We start from the raw sequence: 19,360 nt of genomic DNA on the forward strand, positions 1-19,360 counted from the left end.
AAATGGTAACTACCTTATTGGTTGTTGTAATTGTCCTGGCAATTGCCTTCGATTATATTAATGGCTTTCATGATGCCGCAAACTCTATTGCAACAATTGTATCAACGAAAGTATTATCCCCATTCCAGGCAGTGTTATGGGCAGCGCTCTTCAATTTTGCTGCATATTTTTATTTTACGGATCATAAAGTAGCCAATACAATTGCTAAAACGGTTGTGGAGAACTTCATTACCCTTGAAGTGATTCTTGCCGGTCTTTTAGCCGCCATCACCTGGAACTTATTTACCTGGTGGTTTGGTATTCCTTCCAGCTCATCGCACACCCTTATCGGTGGTTTTGCGGGTGCAGGTATGGCTAAGGCCGCAACGGTTGGTGCAGGAGTAATGTCGGCGATTAACCTTGCCCCGATCCTTAAGGTGGTGGCCTTTATTGTGCTTGCCCCGGTGATTGGGATGGTAATTTCCGTGATCATATCTATTATTATCCTTCATATTTCTAAAAATGCAAGGCCTTCGGTTGCGGAGAAGTGGTTCAAAAGACTGCAACTGATCTCTTCTGCGGCCTTAAGTTTTACACATGGTGGTAATGATGCCCAGAAAGTAATGGGGATCATCTATGTATCTATGGTGGCGGCAAACGTCCTTCATACAGGCGATGCCATGCCGGAGTGGATTCCAATCTCCTGTTATGCAGCGATTGCATTAGGAACGATGAGTGGCGGTTGGAAAATCGTTAAAACTATGGGTTCAAAAATCACTAAAGTGAATGCTTTCGAAGGTGTAGCTGCAGAAACTGCAGGTGCGGTAACCTTAGGAATCACAGAACATTTTGGTATTCCGGTTTCTACCACCCATACGATCACAGGATCAATTGTTGGCGTAGGTTTATTGAAAAGAGTATCGGCGGTACGCTGGGGAGTAACGGTAAGTTTGCTATGGGCATGGGTATTGACCATTCCTGTTTCAGCAACCCTTGCTGCGCTTGTTTATGCCGTGATTCACTTGTTCTTTTAGACAAGACACGAACAAGAATATAACATAAAAAAACGGGATCAGCTGATCCCGTTTTTTTATGTGAAAGATTTTCTAAAAAGCAATATTAAGATTGACCCGATCGGTTCGGTTAGCAGGGACCTTCCATTTAGGACCTTCCAGGACTAACCTTTTTGCCTCCAGATCATGCGCTTCATCAATCCCATTTAAGACCTTAATGTCTGTTGCCCTTCCATCAGCTCCGATCATAAAACTAAGTTCCACCTGACGGTTGAGGAAAGGCTCCTTATTGAATTTATTGTTCCTGCGGATATATCTGTCCCATTTGTGCCAACCTCCATCAGGAATAGCGGCCATTTCTTTATGATCTGAGATTTCTAATCCTGCAACTTTCCCCGAAAGTACGTTTCCAAGACTTCCTCCTTTGATGCTATCCTTTGCCTTTTTGCTGCGTTGAGCAGCATTGAAGGTCACCACGACCTCAGACAATGCGGTATTATTTTGCGCCAAACGGATGTTCATTGGTTCATTCCATTTCGCAGGAACCACCTTTGAGTCGAACCCTATATAATTTAAGACTATTTTTTCTCCTTTAATACTGCTGTCTGCCGGAATTCTGAACCTTCCTTCTGCATCAGTAACCGCAGATAATTTTGTTCCTTCGACCTTTACATATACACCTGGCATGGGATCACCATTGCTTTCTGAGGTTACTTTACCTGTCAACACTGAGGGACTGGTCTGTATTCCTGGCGCAGCCATTACTCTGGCAGCAACCGCTGGGTTTCCTGAAGCCACTTCCTGCTGGGCAGAGATATTTTGAGCACTCTGCGTTACCGATTTCTTTTGAACCATAGAATAACCGGTTACTACCACTTCATTGAGCGATTGTGGAGCCGCATCAGCAGCAGGCACAGGAGCAGCTTTTGCTTTCCTGTTCGCCGCGTAAGCATTGGTTTTGGCCGCAGCTACCGCCCGGTCCATCTCTGCCGCCCGCGGACTCACATCCGCAGTTTCAATTTTATCAACATCATTTTTAGGATCCGTCTTTAGTTTAGCCAATCCATCTGTTGCCACCGGTGAAACAGGTTCTGGAACCACAGGCGCAATCGTTACGTCTACCGATTTCGGCTGTTTGGCCAATTGATTCTGATGTGCCGTTTCCTTCATCCAGAAAACAATACTCACCGCAATAAACATGACTGCTGCCGTGGCAGCAATGCTTAGCCTTTGCCAGGTAATGACCTTTGTTTTTTTAGAAACCTGTTGTTCGGCAATCCGTTCCTGCAATTGCTTTTGAAGCAGGGAAATAGATTGCAGCGAACGCTTCGGCGAGGCGCTTAGTCCTGCCAATGCTTCGGCCACAAAAGGATCTTCCAGTGCCTCGCGCTCCACCCTATTCATGGTTTTTGCGTCCAGCTTACCGTCAAGATAATCTTCTAAAACTCCTATATCTAACCAATCGTTATTCACTGCTGTTTTTTTCTATACAAATTTTCAAGTTCCTTTTTCCATTCTGGATGTAACTCTTCACTTTTACCATTTCATAACCGGTAATATCCGCCACTTCTTTATAACACTTCTCCTCTAAATAGAACAGATTCACACTTACCCGCTGTTCTTCAGGAAGCGTTTCCATACATCTTTCCATAACGGTAAGCTTCTGTTCTTTTGTATCATCCATATCAAGATGCACAAATTCCGTGTTTTCCACAAAAGTATCTTCCAGAGAGAGGGTTGTATTTTTGGAATTTTTACGGATGGCCATTAAACAATGGTTTCTCGACAGTACATGAAGCCAGCTTTTGAAGTTCTGAACTTCATGAATTTTCAGCTTGGTCACCAGTTCTTCAAAGATCTGCATAACGGCATCTTTGCTCTGCTCTTCATCCTTCAGGTAGTTCAGACAGACCCCGAATACCAGGTGCATGTACTTATTGTAAAGCTGACCCAATACCTCCAGATCGCCACTGATTTTATATCGGGCAATTAAAGCAGCATCGTCCTGCTCCTGGATTCTGGTATTATTTTTTATAAACTTCAATGGGTATCCGGGACATAATTCGCTCAAGTATAAAAATATTTTCTGATACTGGTATGGAAATTCTTTAAAGCTTACATCATTCCTAAAAAAAGGAAATTATGAAAAAGCTATTGTTCCCCATCTTCGTTGTCTTATTTCTATTCGGATTTAAAGCGACAACGGTAAAAACAATTCAGGGAATTGTGACCGATAAAAGGGATGGATCGCCACTGCCAGGAGTGCAGGTGAGCATTCCCAAAAGTAAAAAAGGAACGGTTACCGATAGCAAAGGTAAATACGTCATTTCAGTGAATGATACGGATGAAGCGCTGCAGTTTTCATTTGTAGGCTACAAGACACAGGTCCTTAAAATCGGGTCAAAAACACAGATTAACCTTGCTTTAGCCCCAGATAATCAGACTTTAAATGAGGTGGTGGTTAGAAAGGTAGCGGGATTACGCATAGGCAGAGCGGAAAAAAGAATAACAGGCGATGCTTCAGCCAGTATGATACAATATGAGGCTGCTCCGATCTATAGCCAAAACGCAATCCTCTATACCCCAACCAATACAGAAAGCTACGCTAATATCCAGGAAAATGCTTTTCATAACCCTGATCAAACCCCTTTATCCACCTTCTCTATTGACGTAGATGCCGCTTCCTACAGTAACGTTCGCCGTTACCTGAACAATGGTGGGCTACCCCCTAAAGATGCGGTAAGGATTGAAGAAATGATCAATTACTTTGATTATGATTATCCTCAGCCACAAGGAAATGATCCGGTAAATATCATCACCGAAATCTCTACTGCTCCATGGAACAACAAACATAAACTTGTGCAGATTGGCCTTCAGGGAAGAAAAATAAAAACAGAGCAGCTTCCTGCCTCCAACCTGGTTTTTCTGATTGATGTATCAGGTTCCATGGCACAGCCAAATAAATTACCCCTTCTTGTTTCCTCGTTTAAACTCTTAACCAATCAGCTTCGCGAAAAAGATAAAGTAGCCATCGTGGTTTATGCAGGTAATTCCGGGCTCGTACTGCCATCCACCACTGGAGACCATAAAAACACCATTAAAGAAGCGCTCAATAAATTGAGTGCAGGTGGTTCAACGGCAGGTGGAGAAGGAATTGAACTGGCTTACAAAATTGCCAGTCAGCATTTTATTAAAGGAGGCAATAACCGGGTAATCCTTGCCACAGATGGGGACTTTAATGTCGGTGCATCCAGTGATAAAGATATGGAGCAACTGATAGAAGAAAAAAGAAAATCTGGTGTTTTCCTGACCGTTCTTGGTTATGGAATGGGCAATACCAAGGACAGCAAAATGGAAACCTTAGCCGACAAAGGCAATGGCAATTATGCGTATATCGACAACATCACTGAAGCGAGGAAAGTGTTGGTGAATGAATTTGGCGGAACCCTCTTTACCATTGCCAAGGATGTTAAAGTTCAGGTGGAATTTAATCCTGCTAAAGTACAGGCCTACCGCTTAATCGGATATGAAAACAGGCTGTTACAGGATAAAGATTTTAATGACGACCGTAAAGATGCCGGAGATCTGGGCTCAGGTCATACCGTTACTGCATTATACGAAATCATCCCTGTTGGGGTTCAAAGCTCCTTTAGCCCTTCCGTTGATCCCCTGAAATACCAGGAAAACAAAAAAAACACCAGCAAGAACAACAGTCCGGAAATGCTGACGGTGAAGTTGCGGTACAAACAACCTGATGGCAACAGCAGTAAACTGCTTCAAAAATCGGTCATTGATGCTTCAAACATCTTTGAGGGAAGCAGCAACAACTTCAGGTTCGCGGCTGCAGTAGCGGAGTTTGGCATGTTGCTAAGGCAGTCGGACTTTAAACAGAATGCCTCGTTCGCCCAGGTAATCAGCCTTACGGAACAATCCATGGGAAAAGATACAGAGGGCTACCGTTCCGAGTTTTTGAAATTAGTAAAGTCTTCTCAGTTATTGGCCAAAGATTTGCTTACTATTGAAGACACAAAAGACCGTAATGAAAAAAATTAGTATTTATTTGATCGCTACCTGCTTCGTTAGTTTTAGCAGCATCACAGCGCATAGCCAGTCGAAGTTCGAAAAGATCTTAAAAAAAGTAAGCAGCAAGACCGGAAGTAACAGCACAAAAAAAGGCACAACCACCGCAACAGGAACACCAACGACCTCAGAGATGGGCTTTGGAATTAAAGAAGCACTGGAAATAGGAATCTCCAGAGGTACAGACCTGCTTTCTGCAAAAGATGGCTTTTTAGGAAACGCAGCTGTAAAAATCCTGTTCCCTCCTGAGGCACAAAAGGTAGAAAGAACATTGCGCAGCATTGGTATGGGTTCATTGGCCGATAATGTGATCCTGAGCCTGAACAGAGCTGCTGAAGATGCAGCAAAAGAAGCTAAGCCAATATTTGTCTCTGCGATCAAACAAATGACCATCACCGATGTGACCAACATATTACTGGGACAGCAAGATGCAGCAACCAACTATTTTAAAAGAGTAACCACTTCTCAATTGATGGAGAAATTCCAACCGGTAATTACCACGAGTCTGAACAAAGTAGGTGCCGCGAAATACTGGGGTGATGCAGCGGGTCAGTACAATAAGATTCCGTTGGTAAAACCAGTGTCAACAGACCTTTCCAGCTATGTGGCACAAAAGGCAATCGATGGAATGTTTATCCAGGTGGCTCAGGAAGAGCTGAAAATCAGGGGAAGTCTTGGCGCCAGGTCAACACCTCTTTTACAAAAGGTATTCGGCTACGCTGATCAGAAAAAATAAGACCTGCATGGGCTTATAATTTAATAATCAAGCCCATGCAAGTAAAAAACATTATATAAGTAATGAAATAAAAGGTTACTTTTATAGGGTAATACTAACAACATAGAAGTATATTGGATTTCAAAGATTTTAATTTTAACCCCGACTTACTAGAGGGTTTATTAGCGATGGGTTTTCGCAACGCTACGCCCATCCAGCAAGAAGCTATTCCGCTTATCCTAGATAAAAAAGATTTAATTGCCTGTGCACAAACAGGTACGGGAAAAACAGGCGCTTATCTGCTGCCGATCATGAACATGATCAGTCAGACAGAAGACCGTCATAACAATACCCTGATATTAGCGCCAACCCGGGAATTGGCCCAGCAAATTGATTTGCAGGTAGAAGCACTTTCCTATTTCACCAACATCAGCTCTTTAACGGTTTATGGTGGTGGAGACGGCATCGCCTATGAGCAGCAAAAACGCTCTATGCGCGAAGGTGTAGATATCATTATTGCTACTCCGGGACGTTTGATCTCACACCTTTCTTCGGGTTTGCTGAAACTGGATCAGCTTCAGCACCTGGTATTGGATGAGGCAGACAGAATGTTAGATATGGGCTTTTATGATGATATTATGCGCATTGTAAGCTTCCTTCCGGAGAAAAGACAAACGGTATTGTTTTCGGCAACAATGCCTCCTAAAATAAGAACCCTTGCCAGCAGGCTACTTCAGCAGCCTCAAGAAATCAGCATTGCGATTTCTAAACCTGCAGCAGGAATCAACCAACAGGCCTACCTTGTTCATGATGCCCAGAAAGTAAAGTTGCTGACGGAGCTGATGAAGAATGTAGATTTCCCAAGTATCCTGATCTTCGCATCGACAAAGGAAAAAGTGAAAAATCTGGGTAAGGTTTTCCGTGGATTAGGTTTTAAAGCGGAGGCTTTCCATTCTGACCTTGGTCAAAAGGAACGGGAGGCCATTTTGTCTGAATTCAAGAACAAAAGGGTTCCTGTGCTGATTGGAACGGATGTACTGTCCAGAGGAATTGATGTGGAGGGAATCAGTCTGGTGATCAATTTTGATGTGCCTCATGATCCGGAAGATTATATCCACAGGATTGGAAGAACCGCCAGAGCAGCAACCACGGGTACGGCGATCACCTTAGTGAATGATAAAGACAAACGTAAATTTGCGAACATTGAAAAGCTGATCGATAAAAAGATCGACAGAATGCCGCTTCCCGAACATCTTGGAGAAGCACCTGCCGATACTCCGGCCAGTGCCTCAACAGAAAGGAAATACGACAAAAAGAAACCACAGCGTAAATTCTGGAAGAAAAAGCCAAAAACTGCAGGTGCCACAGGCCCCGCTAAAGAATAAACGCTAAAAATAATAGCATTCAGGGAGGGGATTTGCGATTAAGGTATTATCTTTACCTATATGCAAAACCTACCTCCTTTAGCAGAACGTATGCGTCCAAAAAATTTGGATGAATATGTTGGTCAGAAGCACTTAGTAGGTCCTGATGCCGTATTACGTAAAGCAATTCAAAGCGGACAGCTTCCTTCTATGATCTTTTGGGGTCCGCCCGGCGTTGGTAAAACCACACTGGCCTATATCATATCGCAAACACTTGACCGTCCTTTTTTTAACCTCAGTGCCATCAATTCGGGGGTTAAAGACATCAGGGACGTGATCGACAGAGCCGCATTGCTCAAAGACAGCCTGATGGGGCTCCCGATTCTTTTTATTGATGAGATTCACCGTTTCAGCAAATCACAACAGGACAGTTTACTGGGAGCTGTAGAAAGAGGGCTGGTTACTTTAATCGGTGCCACCACAGAAAACCCTTCTTTCGAAGTCATCTCCGCATTACTTTCCCGTTCGCAGGTCTATATCTTAAAATCTCTGGATGAAGAAGAACTTTCCGGATTGCTGCAAACGGCCATTACACAGGATGTCGTCCTGAAGGAAAAGAAAATCACGATCAAAGAGCATGAAGCGCTGATCCGCTTATCCGGTGGAGATGCAAGGAAATTGTTAAATGTACTGGAAATCGCCGTTAATGGCATTGGCGGAGATAAAATTGTGCTCAAAAATGAAAATGTATTGGAGCATGCGCAGCAAAACCTGGCACTATATGATAAGGCAGGAGAGCAACATTACGACATTATTTCAGCTTTTATTAAGTCGATCAGGGGAAGCGATCCCAATGCAGCAGTATATTGGCTGGCAAGGATGATTGAAGGAGGAGAAGATCCGCTGTTCATCGCCCGCCGCCTGTTGATCCTTGCTTCGGAGGATATTGGAAATGCGAATCCCAATGCCTTGCTCCTGGCTAACAATTGCTTTCAGGCAGTGAATGTAATTGGTTATCCTGAGGCAAGGATCATTCTTTCCCAGGCGGTAACCTATATGGCTTCTTCTGTAAAAAGTAACGCTTCTTATGAAGCCATTAATAAAGCACAGGCACTGGTGAAACAAACCGGAAACCTGCCTGTTCCTTTACACATCAGGAATGCACCAACCAAACTGATGAAAAACATCGGCTATGGGAAGGATTATCAATATGCGCATGGTTATGAAGGTAATTTCTCAGAGCAGGAGTATTTCCCGGAAATCCTGTCGGGCACCAAACTATATGACCCTGGGAAAAATCCGGCAGAGGACAAACTGAGAGAGAAGTTGAAACAGAACTGGAAAAATAAATACAATTATTAATATGCTGGGAACTTTTCTGGACCATCAATGGAAAGCCTTCTGGCGTTCAAAAAATAAAGGAGGAACCATTGCCACTCAAATTTTTATAGGGATTGTAGTGGTCTATCTTCTGGGCGTAGCCTTTTTCCTGGGTTTTGGCATGGAGGCTTTTATCACGCAGTTCTTACCCGGAAAAGATATTTTTACGGTATTCAATGGGGTGATACTTTATTATTTTGCAGTCGACTTTCTCATGCGCATGCAATTACAGGAGTTACCCACCTTAACTGTGGTGCCCTACCTGCACCTGAAAATCCCAAAGAAGAAAATCGTAAACTTCCTAAACACAAGGGCTCTGTTTTCTGCTTTTAATATATTACCGCTCTTTTTATTCCTACCCTTTTGCGCAACCGCCATATCGGATGTATATGATCCTTTTACGGCCTTAATGTATGTGGTTTCTATTCTTTCATTAACGATTTTCAACAATTATGCAGCTTTATATATTAAAAGACGAAGCATTCAGAATTTGAAAATCGTTCCATTGGTATTGTTGCTCATCATTGCCTTAGGGCTTCTTGAATATTTTAAAGTCTTCTCTATCTCTGCCATCTCTAACCAGGTATTTGGATTTGTGACCACTTATCCCCTCGCAGGGTTTGGCTTCACGTTTTTTGCAATATTGATGTATCTGCTTAATGCAAGGTATCTCCGAAGGAATCTATATGTAGAGGAATTGAGTAGAAATGAAGCAAAAAAGACAAGTACAGATTACCCTTTTCTGGATCGGTTTGGAGAGATAGGCACCCTGGTCGCACTGGAGCTTAAACTGATCCTCAGAAATAAAAGAAGCCGTTCGGCTGTAACGATGAGCTTATTGTTCCTGTTCTATGGGTTCCTGTTTTATAAAAAGGAACTGCTGGATCAGGACAAACTGGAACTGATGTTATTTGCATCGGTATTTATGACCGGAAATTGTATCAGTATTTACGGACAGTTTATGTTCGGCTGGCAATCTTCCCATTTTGACGGGCTGATGGCCAACAAAATAGACATCAGAAACTTCATCAAAGCAAAGTTCCTGATGTTTACCCTCTTTTCTACTTTTACCACCTTAGTCGCCTGTTTGTATGGATTCCTGAGCTGGAAAATTCTGGTGATTCAGTTTGCTGCGTATTTATACAATATAGGAATAGGAACAGTGATCGTCTTGTATTTTGCCACCAGAAATTACAGATCAATGGACCTGAGTAAGGGATCAACGTTTAATTTTCAGGGAGTGGGTGCGAGTCAGTGGGTACTGGGACTGCCCTATTTCTTAGCTCCTTACGCCATCCTTCTTCCTTTCTCCTTATCGGGAGCTCCATACTGGGGTTTCATCGCATTGGGAGCTTGCGGATTAACGGCCTGCTTAACCCGGGAATTCTGGGTCAGTTTTATCGTAAACGAGTTCAATAAAAGAAAACACAAGATTACCGAAGGCTTTAGAGAGAAATCATGATTTTAGAAATTTCAAAACTACAAAAGACATACAGCAACAGAACCGTTGTAAATATTAGCGATTTACAGATCAACGCAGGCGAAACTGTTGGGATCGTAGGTAATAATGGTGCGGGAAAGACAACTTTGTTTAGAATGTTACTCGACCTGATTCGCCCGGACCAGGGAGAAATCTTATCCAAAGGAGAACAGGTAGCCCATGACGGCCAATGGAAAGATTACACAGCTTCTTATCTTGATGAAGGTTATCTGATCGATTACCTGACTTCAGAAGAGTACTTTGTATTTATCGGAAGCTTACACAAAATGAGTGTCGCCCATGTAATGGACTACCTGAAGCAATTTCAGGAATTCTTTAATGGAGAGATTCTGGATAAAGGGAAATACATCCGGGATTTTTCAAAAGGCAATCAAAATAAAGTAGGTATTGCCGCAGCATTGATGCAGGGCCCCGAATTACTGGTATTAGATGAACCTTTCGCCAATCTGGACCCGACTACGCAAATCCGGTTAAAGACCCTGATCAAGTCATTGAAACAGGAACGAAACATGACAACGCTGATCTCCAGTCATGACCTGAATCATGTGACGGATGTTTGCGACCGGATTATTCTCATGGAAAAAGGGCTGATCATTAAAGATCTCCGTACTAATGAAAATACTTTACAAGAATTGGAAGCCTACTTTTCCGGATAAAACAGGACTCCTGATTTTAAGTTGTACAGAATTGTGGTCAGTATTTGACCGGATATTTCAGTAAAAGTGACCTTTTGACCGACATTTGAGTGTTAAAATATTCACATGACACAATAATTTTACAAAACAATAAGATTGGCATCAGGTTTGATTAAAGCTTCGAGTAAAATAAATAATAAGATTATGATTACTTCAAAATTTAAAATAGCAACATTTAGTATCGCTTTAGCCATGGGTGCCATGACATTTCAAGGTTGCGATAGTTTAACTAAAACCCAAAAAGGAGCCGGTATCGGTGCTGCTGCGGGTGGTGTTCTAGGTGCTATTATAGGCAAAAAAGCAGGTAATACTGCCGTTGGAGCTATCATTGGTGCCGCTGTAGGTGGTACTGCGGGTGGATTTATTGGAAAAAGAATGGACAAACAAGCTGCAGAGATTCAAAATGCAATCCCTAATGCTGAAGTAATCCGTGAAGGAGAAGGTATCATTGTAAAATTTGATAGTGGTATCCTATTTGGTTTTGATAAATCTGACTTAACAGCTGCAGCAAAAACAAACATTCAATCTTTAGCTGGTTCGATCAATCAATATCCGGGAACAGACATTAAAGTAATTGGTCATACTGATAATAAAGGTACAGAGAATTACAACATGAGCCTTTCTGAAAGAAGAGCTGCTGCGGTTAAAGCATATGCAGTTTCTCAGGGAGTTCCGTCTTCACGTTTAATCACGATAGGAAAAGGTTTCTCTGAACCAATTGCAGACAATACTACTGACGCAGGAAGAGCTGCTAACCGTAGGGTTGAAGTAGTTATCGTTGCGAACGATCAATTGAAACAACAAGCCAAACAACAAGGCAAATAACAAGCACATTTACATCTACCTATAAAAACGAAAACCCGTCGTACATCAGTACTTCGGGTTTTTTATTGCTTCTTATTTTTCGCGGGTTCTTATTTTAAGAATAGATGTCCTCAAAATAATGGATCGCCAGAGACTTTAACAGCAGTTCCTGCTCCATCATTGCAAATGAAGGAACGGGTTTTACCAGTTTCCAATGTGGCCATCCATCCTGATCCAGTCCTTCCAGTTCATAGAATCCCATTTCACTTAACAAACGGCAGGTAGCGATGTGCATCAGCTCCTCCTTTTGACGTTTACTGTACTTGCCAGGTCCTTTGCCCAATTCCTGCACACCGATTAAAAATAGCATGACCTTTAAATCGGGGATATCAGAATCGAACTCCTGAGCTATCTTTTGTTGCAAAATTTTCCATTTTGCGTGTATTTCTGCAGGTTTCATGCGACAAAGATACAAATTAGCTTTTGTGCTTTATTACATTAAGATTAAGCATTAAGTAAAGCGTTTTTGCTATTTTTAGCCTAGAAAAAGCAGCAAAAAGATAACTTATGGAAAAAGAAATAATAACAGGGCTGATGGCCTATGGAATGTCAGGAAAAGTCTTTCACGCTCCATTTGTACATGCTCATCCTGGTTTTAAATTACATGCAGTAACAGAGAGAAACCATAAGAATGCAGAAAATGATTACCCTGGAATTATCAGTTATAATAACATTGAAGAATTAATCGGCGATGAAAAGATTGAGCTGATCATCATCAATACTCCAAATAATACGCATTACGACTATGCTAAAAAAGCATTGGCTGCAGGCAAACATATTTTAGTTGAAAAACCTTTCGCTGCCAGCTCTGCGGAAGCAAAAGAAATTTTCAATCTTGCAAAACAGTTGGATAAAAAAGTTCTTTTCTATCAAAACAGAAGATGGGACAGCGATTTCAGGGCAGTACGCGAGGTCATTGAAAGCGGAAAATTAGGGAAACTAAGTGAAGTTCATTTCCGCTACGACAGATACCGTTCTACGATCGGTGTAAAGAGCTTTAAGGAAGAACCCGTTGCCGCGAGTGGCCTCATGTATGATCTTGGACCACATTTGCTGGACCAGGCCCTGAGCATTTTCGGGAAGCCGGATTCTTTTCATAAAATTTTAGGAAAGAATCGTGTAGATACGAAAGTGGATGATTATTTTTCTATTCACCTGAGTTACCCAAATAGTGTCAATGTATTTGTTCATTCCAATATGATGGTGGTAGATCCTCTACCCGCTTTTGTCATCAATGGAACCAATGGATCTTTGCAAAAGGTAAGAGCGGATTCACAGGAAGAGCAATTGCTGAAAGGGATGAAAGTTTCTGATCCTGGTTATGGCATTGAAGCCGCAGGAACCGAAGGAAAACTGACCTTAATTGATGAACAGGGAAACAAAACGAAACAAGACATTCCGTCTTTGAGCGGAAGCTATCTGCCCCTGTTTGAAGCCGTATACCAAAGTCTGGCCCATCAGAAACCCTACCCGGTAACTGAGGAGCAGGTGATTACTCAACTGGAAATCCTCGAAGCTTAATGCAGCCCTTTTTTATCCTTATTCCGATCCTTTTACTGGTGATCTATTTCATCTTTAGAAAAGACAACCATAAAAATTATGTAAGCCTTAGTGAGGCCGATAAACAACTGCTGTTCCAGCACGTGACCTATTACCAGCACCTGACGGTTGATGACCGGATCAGATTTGAGCATAGAATCTCTGCCTTTCTGAGTGGGATACATGTGGAAGGTGTAGGTACCCCCATCACGGTATTGGATAAACTATTAATTGCTTCAAGTGCCGTAATCCCGGTTTTTGGTTTCGAAGACTGGAGATATGACAACCTGACGAACGTGTTGTTGTACCCGGATACGTTTAATAAAGATTTTCAATATGAAGGAGGAGACCGGAATATCCTGGGCATGGTAGGCACTGGTTATATGAACGGGCAAATGATCTTATCCAGATCAGCATTGCTACAGGGCTTCTCTAATGCGGCTGACAAAGAGAATACGGCGATCCATGAATTTGTGCACCTGGTGGATAAATCAGACGGGGCAACAGATGGGGTTCCAGAAAATCTGATGAAACATGAATACACCATCCCATGGATCAAAATGATCCATGAGGAGATGCATAAAATTGAACAGGGAAAATCAGACATTAACCCTTATGCGATTACCAACGAGGCAGAGTTTTTTGCCGTGGTATCCGAGTATTTCTTTGAGAAGCCAGACCAGTTCAAGTCGAAACATCCGGAACTTTATGACAGCTTGTCCATGATGTTTTTACAGGATCTGGCGAAAAAAGACCTATAAACTGCCCAATAAGGCAACGTTGAATTCTGTGGGTATTTCTATATGAGGGATGTGCCCACAGCCTTCAAACTCCACAATCTTAGCGCCTGGAATTTTCGCAGCAGTCTGTTTTCCAAGAAAACGGTATTGTCCATGTAAGGCTTGCTGATCCGGGCTGAGTAACCCCTTCCCAACGATGGTCTTGTCTTCCTTACCGATAAATAAAATGGTGGGAACGCGGACATTGATAAACTCATGTACTACGGGTTGCTCATAGATCATGGTAAAAGTCATCGCAGCAACTTTAGCCCATCTTGGAAAATCAGCACTATTGGTTACCCCTCCGGCAATACGGACCAATTCATCATATTCTGGTTTCCAAACGGTAAAGTAAGAACTCTGGTAGTATTTTTTAGTGCTCTCTGCAGTCGCTTTTAACTCTGTTTTATATTGATCTTCTGTACTTACATAGGGGATAAAACTCCGGTAGTCTTCCAGTCCGATTGGATTTTCCAATAATAATTTCTCCGTATTTTCCGGATATAATAAAGCAAACCGGGTAGCCAGCATTCCTCCCATAGAGTGACCGAGGATACTTGCCTTTTGAATGCCTAAGGTATCAAGCAATGCTTTATTCCAGCGGGCCATCTGGTGGAAACTATAGTGAATGAAAGCTTTTGAAGATTTTCCAAAACCAATCTGATCGGGAACAATCACCCTGAATCCTCTTTCTCTTAATGCTTTAATGGTGCTTGTCCAATAGTACCCGCCAAAGTTCTTCCCGTGAAAGAGTACAACCGTTCTTCCGTTTGGTGCATTTAGTGGTGCAACATCCATATAGGCCATCCGCAAGTCCTGCCCCTCGGTATGGATGGGGAAATATTTTACAGGATAATTGTATTTAACGTTTTCTAAAGTGATGGATAAAGTATCCGTTTGCTGCGCTCTGACAGCGGTAGCGGCAAAAAGTAATAAGAAGTAAAGTGAAATTTTCTGGTAGAACATAGATGAGATTTTAGGAAAAAACAATAAAAGGGATCGAAAGTTCTAAACTTAAGCATTATTTATAATTTTGCAGAAATATAAAAAGTATGAGCACTTACCAAATAGGTTTGGAAAGGTTATCGCTGTCGCAAATCGCAGAGATCATCGCAGAAAAACAAACCCTACAATTATCCGATGCGGCCCTTGCTAAAATAGAAAAATGCAGAAACTATCTGGACGACAAACTTAAACGTCATGATGGCCCTATATATGGAATCAATACCGGATTTGGTTATTTACAGAATGTAGAGATCGAATCTGAAAAGCTTTCTCAATTACAACACAACCTGTTGCTATCGCATGCTTGTGGAACAGGAGAAGAAGTATCCCCTGACATCGTACGCTTAATGCTGCTGTTGAAAATACAGTCTCTCAGCTATGGACATTCTGCAATTGCATTGACGACTGTTCAGCGTCTGGTAGATTTTTACAACAATGATATCCTTCCGGTGATCTATACGCAAGGTTCTTTAGGTGCTTCCGGTGACCTTGCCCCTCTTGCCCATCTGGCATTGCCATTAATTGGCGAAGGTGTAGTGCTTTATAAAGGGGTAAGAACGAGCACTAAAGACCTGTATCAGACTTTAGGATGGGAAGCCTTAAAACTTCAGTCGAAAGAAGGGCTTGCACTGATCAATGGTACTCAGTTTATGAGTTCTTATGGTGTTTTCTGCCTGCTTAAAGCGCAAAGCCTTGCAAAATGGGCAGATGCGATCGCAGCCATTTCTATCGATGGGTTTGATTGCAGAATTGATCCTTTTGATACCTTTAGTCATATCATCAGACCACATGCGGGACAGGTACATACGGCACAAAATATCAGCAAATGGTTGAGCGGAAGTAAGCTGATCAAACGGGAAGGAAAACAAACCCAGGATCCCTATTCTTTCCGTTGTGTACCTCAGGTTCATGGCGCAAGTAAGGACAGCATCAATTATATACAGTCTGTTTTTGAAACAGAAATCAATTCTGTAACAGATAACCCAAATGTATTTCCAGATGAAGACCGCATCATTTCTGCGGGTAATTTTCATGGTCAGCCATTGGCATTAACATTGGATTTTCTATGTATTGCGCTTGCTGAATTCGGATCTATTTCTGAAAGAAGAACCTTCCAGCTGATTTCAGGACAAAGAGGATTACCTCCATTCCTGGTAAAAGATGCAGGACTAAACTCAGGCTTGATGATTACTCAATATACCGCAGCATCTATTGCCAGTGAAAACAAACAACTGTGTACACCGGCATCAGTAGACAGCATTGTTTCCAGCAACGGACAGGAAGATCATGTGAGTATGGGTGCAAATGCGGCAACAAAGTGTTTGAGGGTTGTGAACAACCTGGAAAGAATCTTAGCAATTGAATTGTTAACCGCAGCACAGGCATTGGATTTAAGAAAACCTTTGGCTTCTTCTGAAGCGATTGAAGCATTGGTTGCCAATTACAGAAAAGTAGTTTCTTTCAATGATGCAGATCGCCTGCTGGCCACAGATATTGCAGCTTCTGTAACGTTCCTAAGAACAGAAAAGATTTAATCTTTCCTTAAGAAGATCTTATCCGCTTTTATTATAAAAAAAGAGCCGGTATCATACTTGGTGATACCGGCTCTTTTTGGTTTAAAACCAGGTTCTTTTACATAAAAGGAACATTGATTCCGAAAGTAACATTACGTCCTGTATTATAAATTCCGGCAGGTTTATACCTGCTTAAATGGTTATAATATTTTTTATCAAGCAGGTTTTGTCCTGTCACCCATAGATTCAGTTTACCTTTTTTAGTATTGATAGATGCCCCGATTCCTGCGTCCAGTAAAGTGTAACCATCAGTTTGTGTTTCAAAACTATCAAAACGCGCCTGTTTTAATACATTACTTACCCCAACTTTAACATAGGAACCGGCAAGACCTTTAATACTTGGTTCAAAACGCAATTCATTGTTAATGGATGCCGCAGGAATAAAGGGAAGCGGAGAATCATCAGCACGGTTAATTCCCCTTACATAAGCAAAGGAGTTTTCAAAGTGCAGTGATTTCACGAGGTGAAAGTCCATCGAAGCTTCACCACCAATCAGGTCTGCTTTGGTTTGCACGAAACGGTAAACAGGCAGCGTTTCTATTTCGCCTGATTCGTTGGTTAACTCTTTTGTTTCTTTATTAAAGTTTCCTGGATAGATGTAATTAAAGATTCTGTTTGCATAAGCATTCAATCCAAAAGTGACATATTTAGCTGTATACTCTAATCCAAGGTCAAACTGTAAACTAGTTTCCTGTTTTAACTTGTTATTTCCGATTTCATATCTGAATGTTCCCTCATGACGACCATTTGCGGCAAGTTCTGCAATATTTGGTGCCCTGAATCCCGATCCTGCATTTCCTTTTAATACCAGGTTTTTAGCCACCTCATAAGCAAAGCCTATGGAACCGGAAACATTAGAGAATTTGTTATCAAAACCATTAAACACTTGCTCCCCATCTACAGAAAGGTCCTGACCATTTACTTTTTTGTAGTCATAACGAGCCCCAATATTGAGCGCTCCCTTTTCAAAATTACGTTTCAGGTACACAAAAGCACCAATGTTATTGCTGTTATAATCCGGGATCAGGAATTCATCACCCTTATTGACATTCTTCTGGTACATGCCCTGAACGCCAATTGCAGGTTCCCATTTACCGGCATTAGGAAAGTAATATTTTACGTCGTAGGTATAAGAGTTCAGGTTTAAATTCAAACCAGGCTCAGTAGCACTTTCTTCAAATTCCTTTCTCATATTCCGCTGAAAAGCGAAGGTGGTTTTCAATTGTCCCTTACCAAGGATGAAATTACTATTCAACGCAGCACGATAATGGTTAATGTTCTGAAAAGGTAAACCCAATCTTCTTTGCTGTGCTTCTGCCTTCGTAATTACTTCTCCATCTTCATTCACAAAATTCCCTTCCTCGTTAGGTCCATCTTCAACCAGACCTATATTGGTATGGAAACGGGAAAAAGTCAGGTGAGAGTATCCCCAGCTTTTATTTAGGCCCACCATTCCGTTCAGATTAAACTCGTTAAATCCTGAATTCGGAACCGTCGTATTTTTATAAGCAAAGCCATAGGCATTTTTATAAGATACACGACCGCGGTATACAAATCCGTTGTCATTCCCCTGCAACATCAGTGAAGATGCACTAAGGCCATTATTAGTCCCATAAGAAGTGGTAAAATCTCCATTAAATACTCCTGGAGGAGGAACAAGGTCATCAATGATATTAATCACCCCACCTAAAGCGTCAGATCCATACAGCAAACTGGCAGGTCCTTTTAAAATCTCCACCCTTGCTGCCGAAAACTGATCTACCTCAATTCCATGTTCATCACCCCATTGCTGGGCTTCTTCTCTTGCGCCATCTACCATCGTCAGCACCCTGTTATAGCCTAATCCGCGGATGGTCGGCTTCGAAATCGCACCTCCGGTGCTCACTTGTGAAACGCCTGGAATTCTGGAAATCGCATCTACCAGATTTGTTCCTCCGGCCTGAGCCAGCTTATCTTTTCCAACAGTAACCACAGATAAACTGTTGGTTTTATTATTGGAACTGAAAGGAGATCCGGTAATCACCACTTCGGCACTTTCTATGACAGAGGATTCCATAGCAATACTCAGGGTGTTGATGGTCGCAAGATCGACCATTTGAGAATGGGTTTTATACCCGACAAAGCGGACTTCCATCAGGAACCGTCCCTTTGAAGGAATATTTTTTAAGGTAAACTCCCCCTTACTGTTGGTGGTCGTTACTGCTTTCAAATCGCTGATATATATCGTGGCGCCAACCAAAGGCTCCTGGGTACTGCCATCGGTAATTTTACCTCTAACTTCTGAAAGATCTGCCGCAAAGCTGCTTGCAGAAAAAAAGGTATATAATAGAACGACCAATACAAAGTGTATTTTTTTCATGTGTGTTTTTATTTATCAGCTAAAGCCAATGATTCAATAGATATATAGAATGAAAATTGCCAAATATAAACTTAGCTCCAGGGCCTATAAATGCACCTATTAGGGTACGCGAATTTATATCCTCCGGATAACAATAAAAGAAAATTGATTAGGCTACAGGGGGTCCCCGGAGTGAGGAGCCAATAAGTTCAGTATAAGAACCGCTAACTAAAGCGTAATATTTTGACAGGGTTTTGATTTCGAGGAATACCTGAAAATGAGTGTATTCATGAAGGTAATTTTTTTCGAAATGTGCCGCACAAACCAGACAGGTTTCGGTATGGTTACTAACGTGTAATTTGTGGGTACAGGTCTTCTCGTTTTTTAAACACTGAGGTGCTTCATCGTGGTGATGGAAGGCTCCAAAAGGAGTCAAAGCAATGGCAAACACCCATAGCAAAGCTATAGATATTAACCGGTTGATATGTTGCTGACTCTTTTTCAAATTTAAAGGCTAAAAATACTCAATTTCGT

At 41.9% G+C, this 19,360-nt stretch carries 17 protein-coding genes; 11 read left to right on the plus strand and 6 right to left on the minus strand.

The window, feature by feature from the left end; genetic code table 11:
• The first annotated feature begins 2 nt into the window (after window positions 1-2).
• Window positions 3-1,013 carry an inorganic phosphate transporter gene (locus tag AAFF35_RS27960; protein ID WP_342329749.1) on the plus strand — a complete coding sequence of 337 codons (1,011 nt, stop codon included), beginning with the start codon at window positions 3-5 and terminating at the stop codon, window positions 1,011-1,013.
• A 72-nt stretch (window positions 1,014-1,085) separates the two neighbouring features.
• Here AAFF35_RS27960 and AAFF35_RS27965 read toward each other — a convergent pair whose 3' ends face one another.
• Window positions 1,086-2,465 carry a carboxypeptidase-like regulatory domain-containing protein gene (locus tag AAFF35_RS27965; RefSeq protein WP_342329750.1) on the minus strand — a complete coding sequence of 460 codons (1,380 nt, stop codon included), beginning with the start codon at window positions 2,463-2,465 and terminating at the stop codon, window positions 1,086-1,088.
• On the minus strand, window positions 2,458-3,036 hold the full coding sequence (locus AAFF35_RS27970) for a sigma-70 family RNA polymerase sigma factor (protein ID WP_342333384.1): 579 nt from the start codon (window positions 3,034-3,036) through the stop codon (window positions 2,458-2,460). The genes AAFF35_RS27965 and AAFF35_RS27970 overlap by 8 nt, the downstream gene beginning before the upstream one ends.
• A 98-nt stretch (window positions 3,037-3,134) precedes the next feature.
• Between AAFF35_RS27970 and AAFF35_RS27975 the strand changes: the two genes are divergently transcribed.
• The 7 genes from AAFF35_RS27975 (at window position 3,135) to AAFF35_RS28005 (ending at window position 11,552) form a co-directional block, all read left to right on the plus strand.
• Window positions 3,135-5,045 (plus strand): von Willebrand factor type A domain-containing protein, encoded by a 1,911-nt coding sequence (locus AAFF35_RS27975; RefSeq protein WP_342329751.1) that lies wholly within the window; start codon window positions 3,135-3,137, stop codon window positions 5,043-5,045.
• On the plus strand, window positions 5,032-5,808 hold the full coding sequence (locus tag AAFF35_RS27980) for a DUF4197 domain-containing protein (protein ID WP_342329752.1): 777 nt from the start codon (window positions 5,032-5,034) through the stop codon (window positions 5,806-5,808). Before AAFF35_RS27975 ends, AAFF35_RS27980 begins: the two co-directional genes overlap by 14 nt.
• Before the next feature lie 113 nt (window positions 5,809-5,921).
• Window positions 5,922-7,172, plus strand: a complete 1,251-nt coding sequence (locus AAFF35_RS27985; protein WP_342329753.1) for a DEAD/DEAH box helicase — start codon at window positions 5,922-5,924, stop codon at window positions 7,170-7,172.
• Window positions 7,173-7,232: 60 nt separating this feature from the next.
• On the plus strand, window positions 7,233-8,513 hold the full coding sequence (locus AAFF35_RS27990; RefSeq protein WP_342329754.1) for a replication-associated recombination protein A: 1,281 nt from the start codon (window positions 7,233-7,235) through the stop codon (window positions 8,511-8,513).
• A 1-nt stretch (window position 8,514) separates the two neighbouring features.
• Complete coding sequence (locus AAFF35_RS27995) at window positions 8,515-9,993, plus strand: DUF5687 family protein (RefSeq protein WP_342329755.1); 1,479 nt, start codon at window positions 8,515-8,517, stop codon at window positions 9,991-9,993.
• The gene (locus AAFF35_RS28000; protein ID WP_342329756.1) at window positions 9,990-10,688 is read left to right on the plus strand and encodes an ABC transporter ATP-binding protein; all 699 of its coding nucleotides are present in this window, start codon (window positions 9,990-9,992) and stop codon (window positions 10,686-10,688) included. The genes AAFF35_RS27995 and AAFF35_RS28000 overlap by 4 nt, the downstream gene beginning before the upstream one ends.
• Window positions 10,689-10,871: 183 nt before the next feature.
• Window positions 10,872-11,552: an OmpA family protein gene (locus tag AAFF35_RS28005; protein ID WP_342333385.1), complete on the plus strand. Its 681-nt coding sequence runs from the start codon at window positions 10,872-10,874 to the stop codon at window positions 11,550-11,552.
• 94 nt (window positions 11,553-11,646) lie between these two features.
• On the opposite strand, the gene AAFF35_RS28010 is transcribed toward AAFF35_RS28005, so the two are convergent.
• Window positions 11,647-11,991 (minus strand): hypothetical protein, encoded by a 345-nt coding sequence (locus AAFF35_RS28010; protein ID WP_073231922.1) that lies wholly within the window; start codon window positions 11,989-11,991, stop codon window positions 11,647-11,649.
• A gap of 107 nt (window positions 11,992-12,098) precedes the next feature.
• Between AAFF35_RS28010 and AAFF35_RS28015 the strand changes: the two genes are divergently transcribed.
• Both AAFF35_RS28015 and AAFF35_RS28020 read left to right on the plus strand, forming a co-directional pair.
• Window positions 12,099-13,112: a Gfo/Idh/MocA family oxidoreductase gene (locus tag AAFF35_RS28015; protein ID WP_342329757.1), complete on the plus strand. Its 1,014-nt coding sequence runs from the start codon at window positions 12,099-12,101 to the stop codon at window positions 13,110-13,112.
• Window positions 13,112-13,891: a M90 family metallopeptidase gene (locus tag AAFF35_RS28020; protein WP_342329758.1), complete on the plus strand. Its 780-nt coding sequence runs from the start codon at window positions 13,112-13,114 to the stop codon at window positions 13,889-13,891. The genes AAFF35_RS28015 and AAFF35_RS28020 overlap by 1 nt, the downstream gene beginning before the upstream one ends.
• On the opposite strand, the gene AAFF35_RS28025 is transcribed toward AAFF35_RS28020, so the two are convergent.
• Window positions 13,886-14,875, minus strand: a complete 990-nt coding sequence (locus AAFF35_RS28025; RefSeq protein ID WP_342329759.1) for an alpha/beta hydrolase — start codon at window positions 14,873-14,875, stop codon at window positions 13,886-13,888. The genes AAFF35_RS28020 and AAFF35_RS28025 overlap by 6 nt on opposite strands.
• An 86-nt stretch (window positions 14,876-14,961) precedes the next feature.
• On the opposite strand from AAFF35_RS28025, the gene hutH reads away from it, so the two are divergent.
• On the plus strand, window positions 14,962-16,449 hold the full coding sequence (gene hutH, locus AAFF35_RS28030; RefSeq protein WP_342329760.1) for a histidine ammonia-lyase: 1,488 nt from the start codon (window positions 14,962-14,964) through the stop codon (window positions 16,447-16,449).
• Between the two features lie 97 nt (window positions 16,450-16,546).
• On the opposite strand, the gene AAFF35_RS28035 is transcribed toward hutH, so the two are convergent.
• Both AAFF35_RS28035 and AAFF35_RS28040 read right to left on the minus strand, forming a co-directional pair.
• Window positions 16,547-18,847: a TonB-dependent receptor gene (locus AAFF35_RS28035; RefSeq protein ID WP_342329761.1), complete on the minus strand. Its 2,301-nt coding sequence runs from the start codon at window positions 18,845-18,847 to the stop codon at window positions 16,547-16,549.
• 148 nt (window positions 18,848-18,995) lie between these two features.
• On the minus strand, window positions 18,996-19,331 hold the full coding sequence (locus tag AAFF35_RS28040; RefSeq protein ID WP_342329762.1) for a hypothetical protein: 336 nt from the start codon (window positions 19,329-19,331) through the stop codon (window positions 18,996-18,998).
• Between the last annotated feature and the right edge of the window lie 29 nt (window positions 19,332-19,360).

Origin of the sequence: Pedobacter sp. FW305-3-2-15-E-R2A2, from assembly GCF_038446955.1 — a bacterium.
Lineage (GTDB): Bacteria > Bacteroidota > Bacteroidia > Sphingobacteriales > Sphingobacteriaceae > Pedobacter.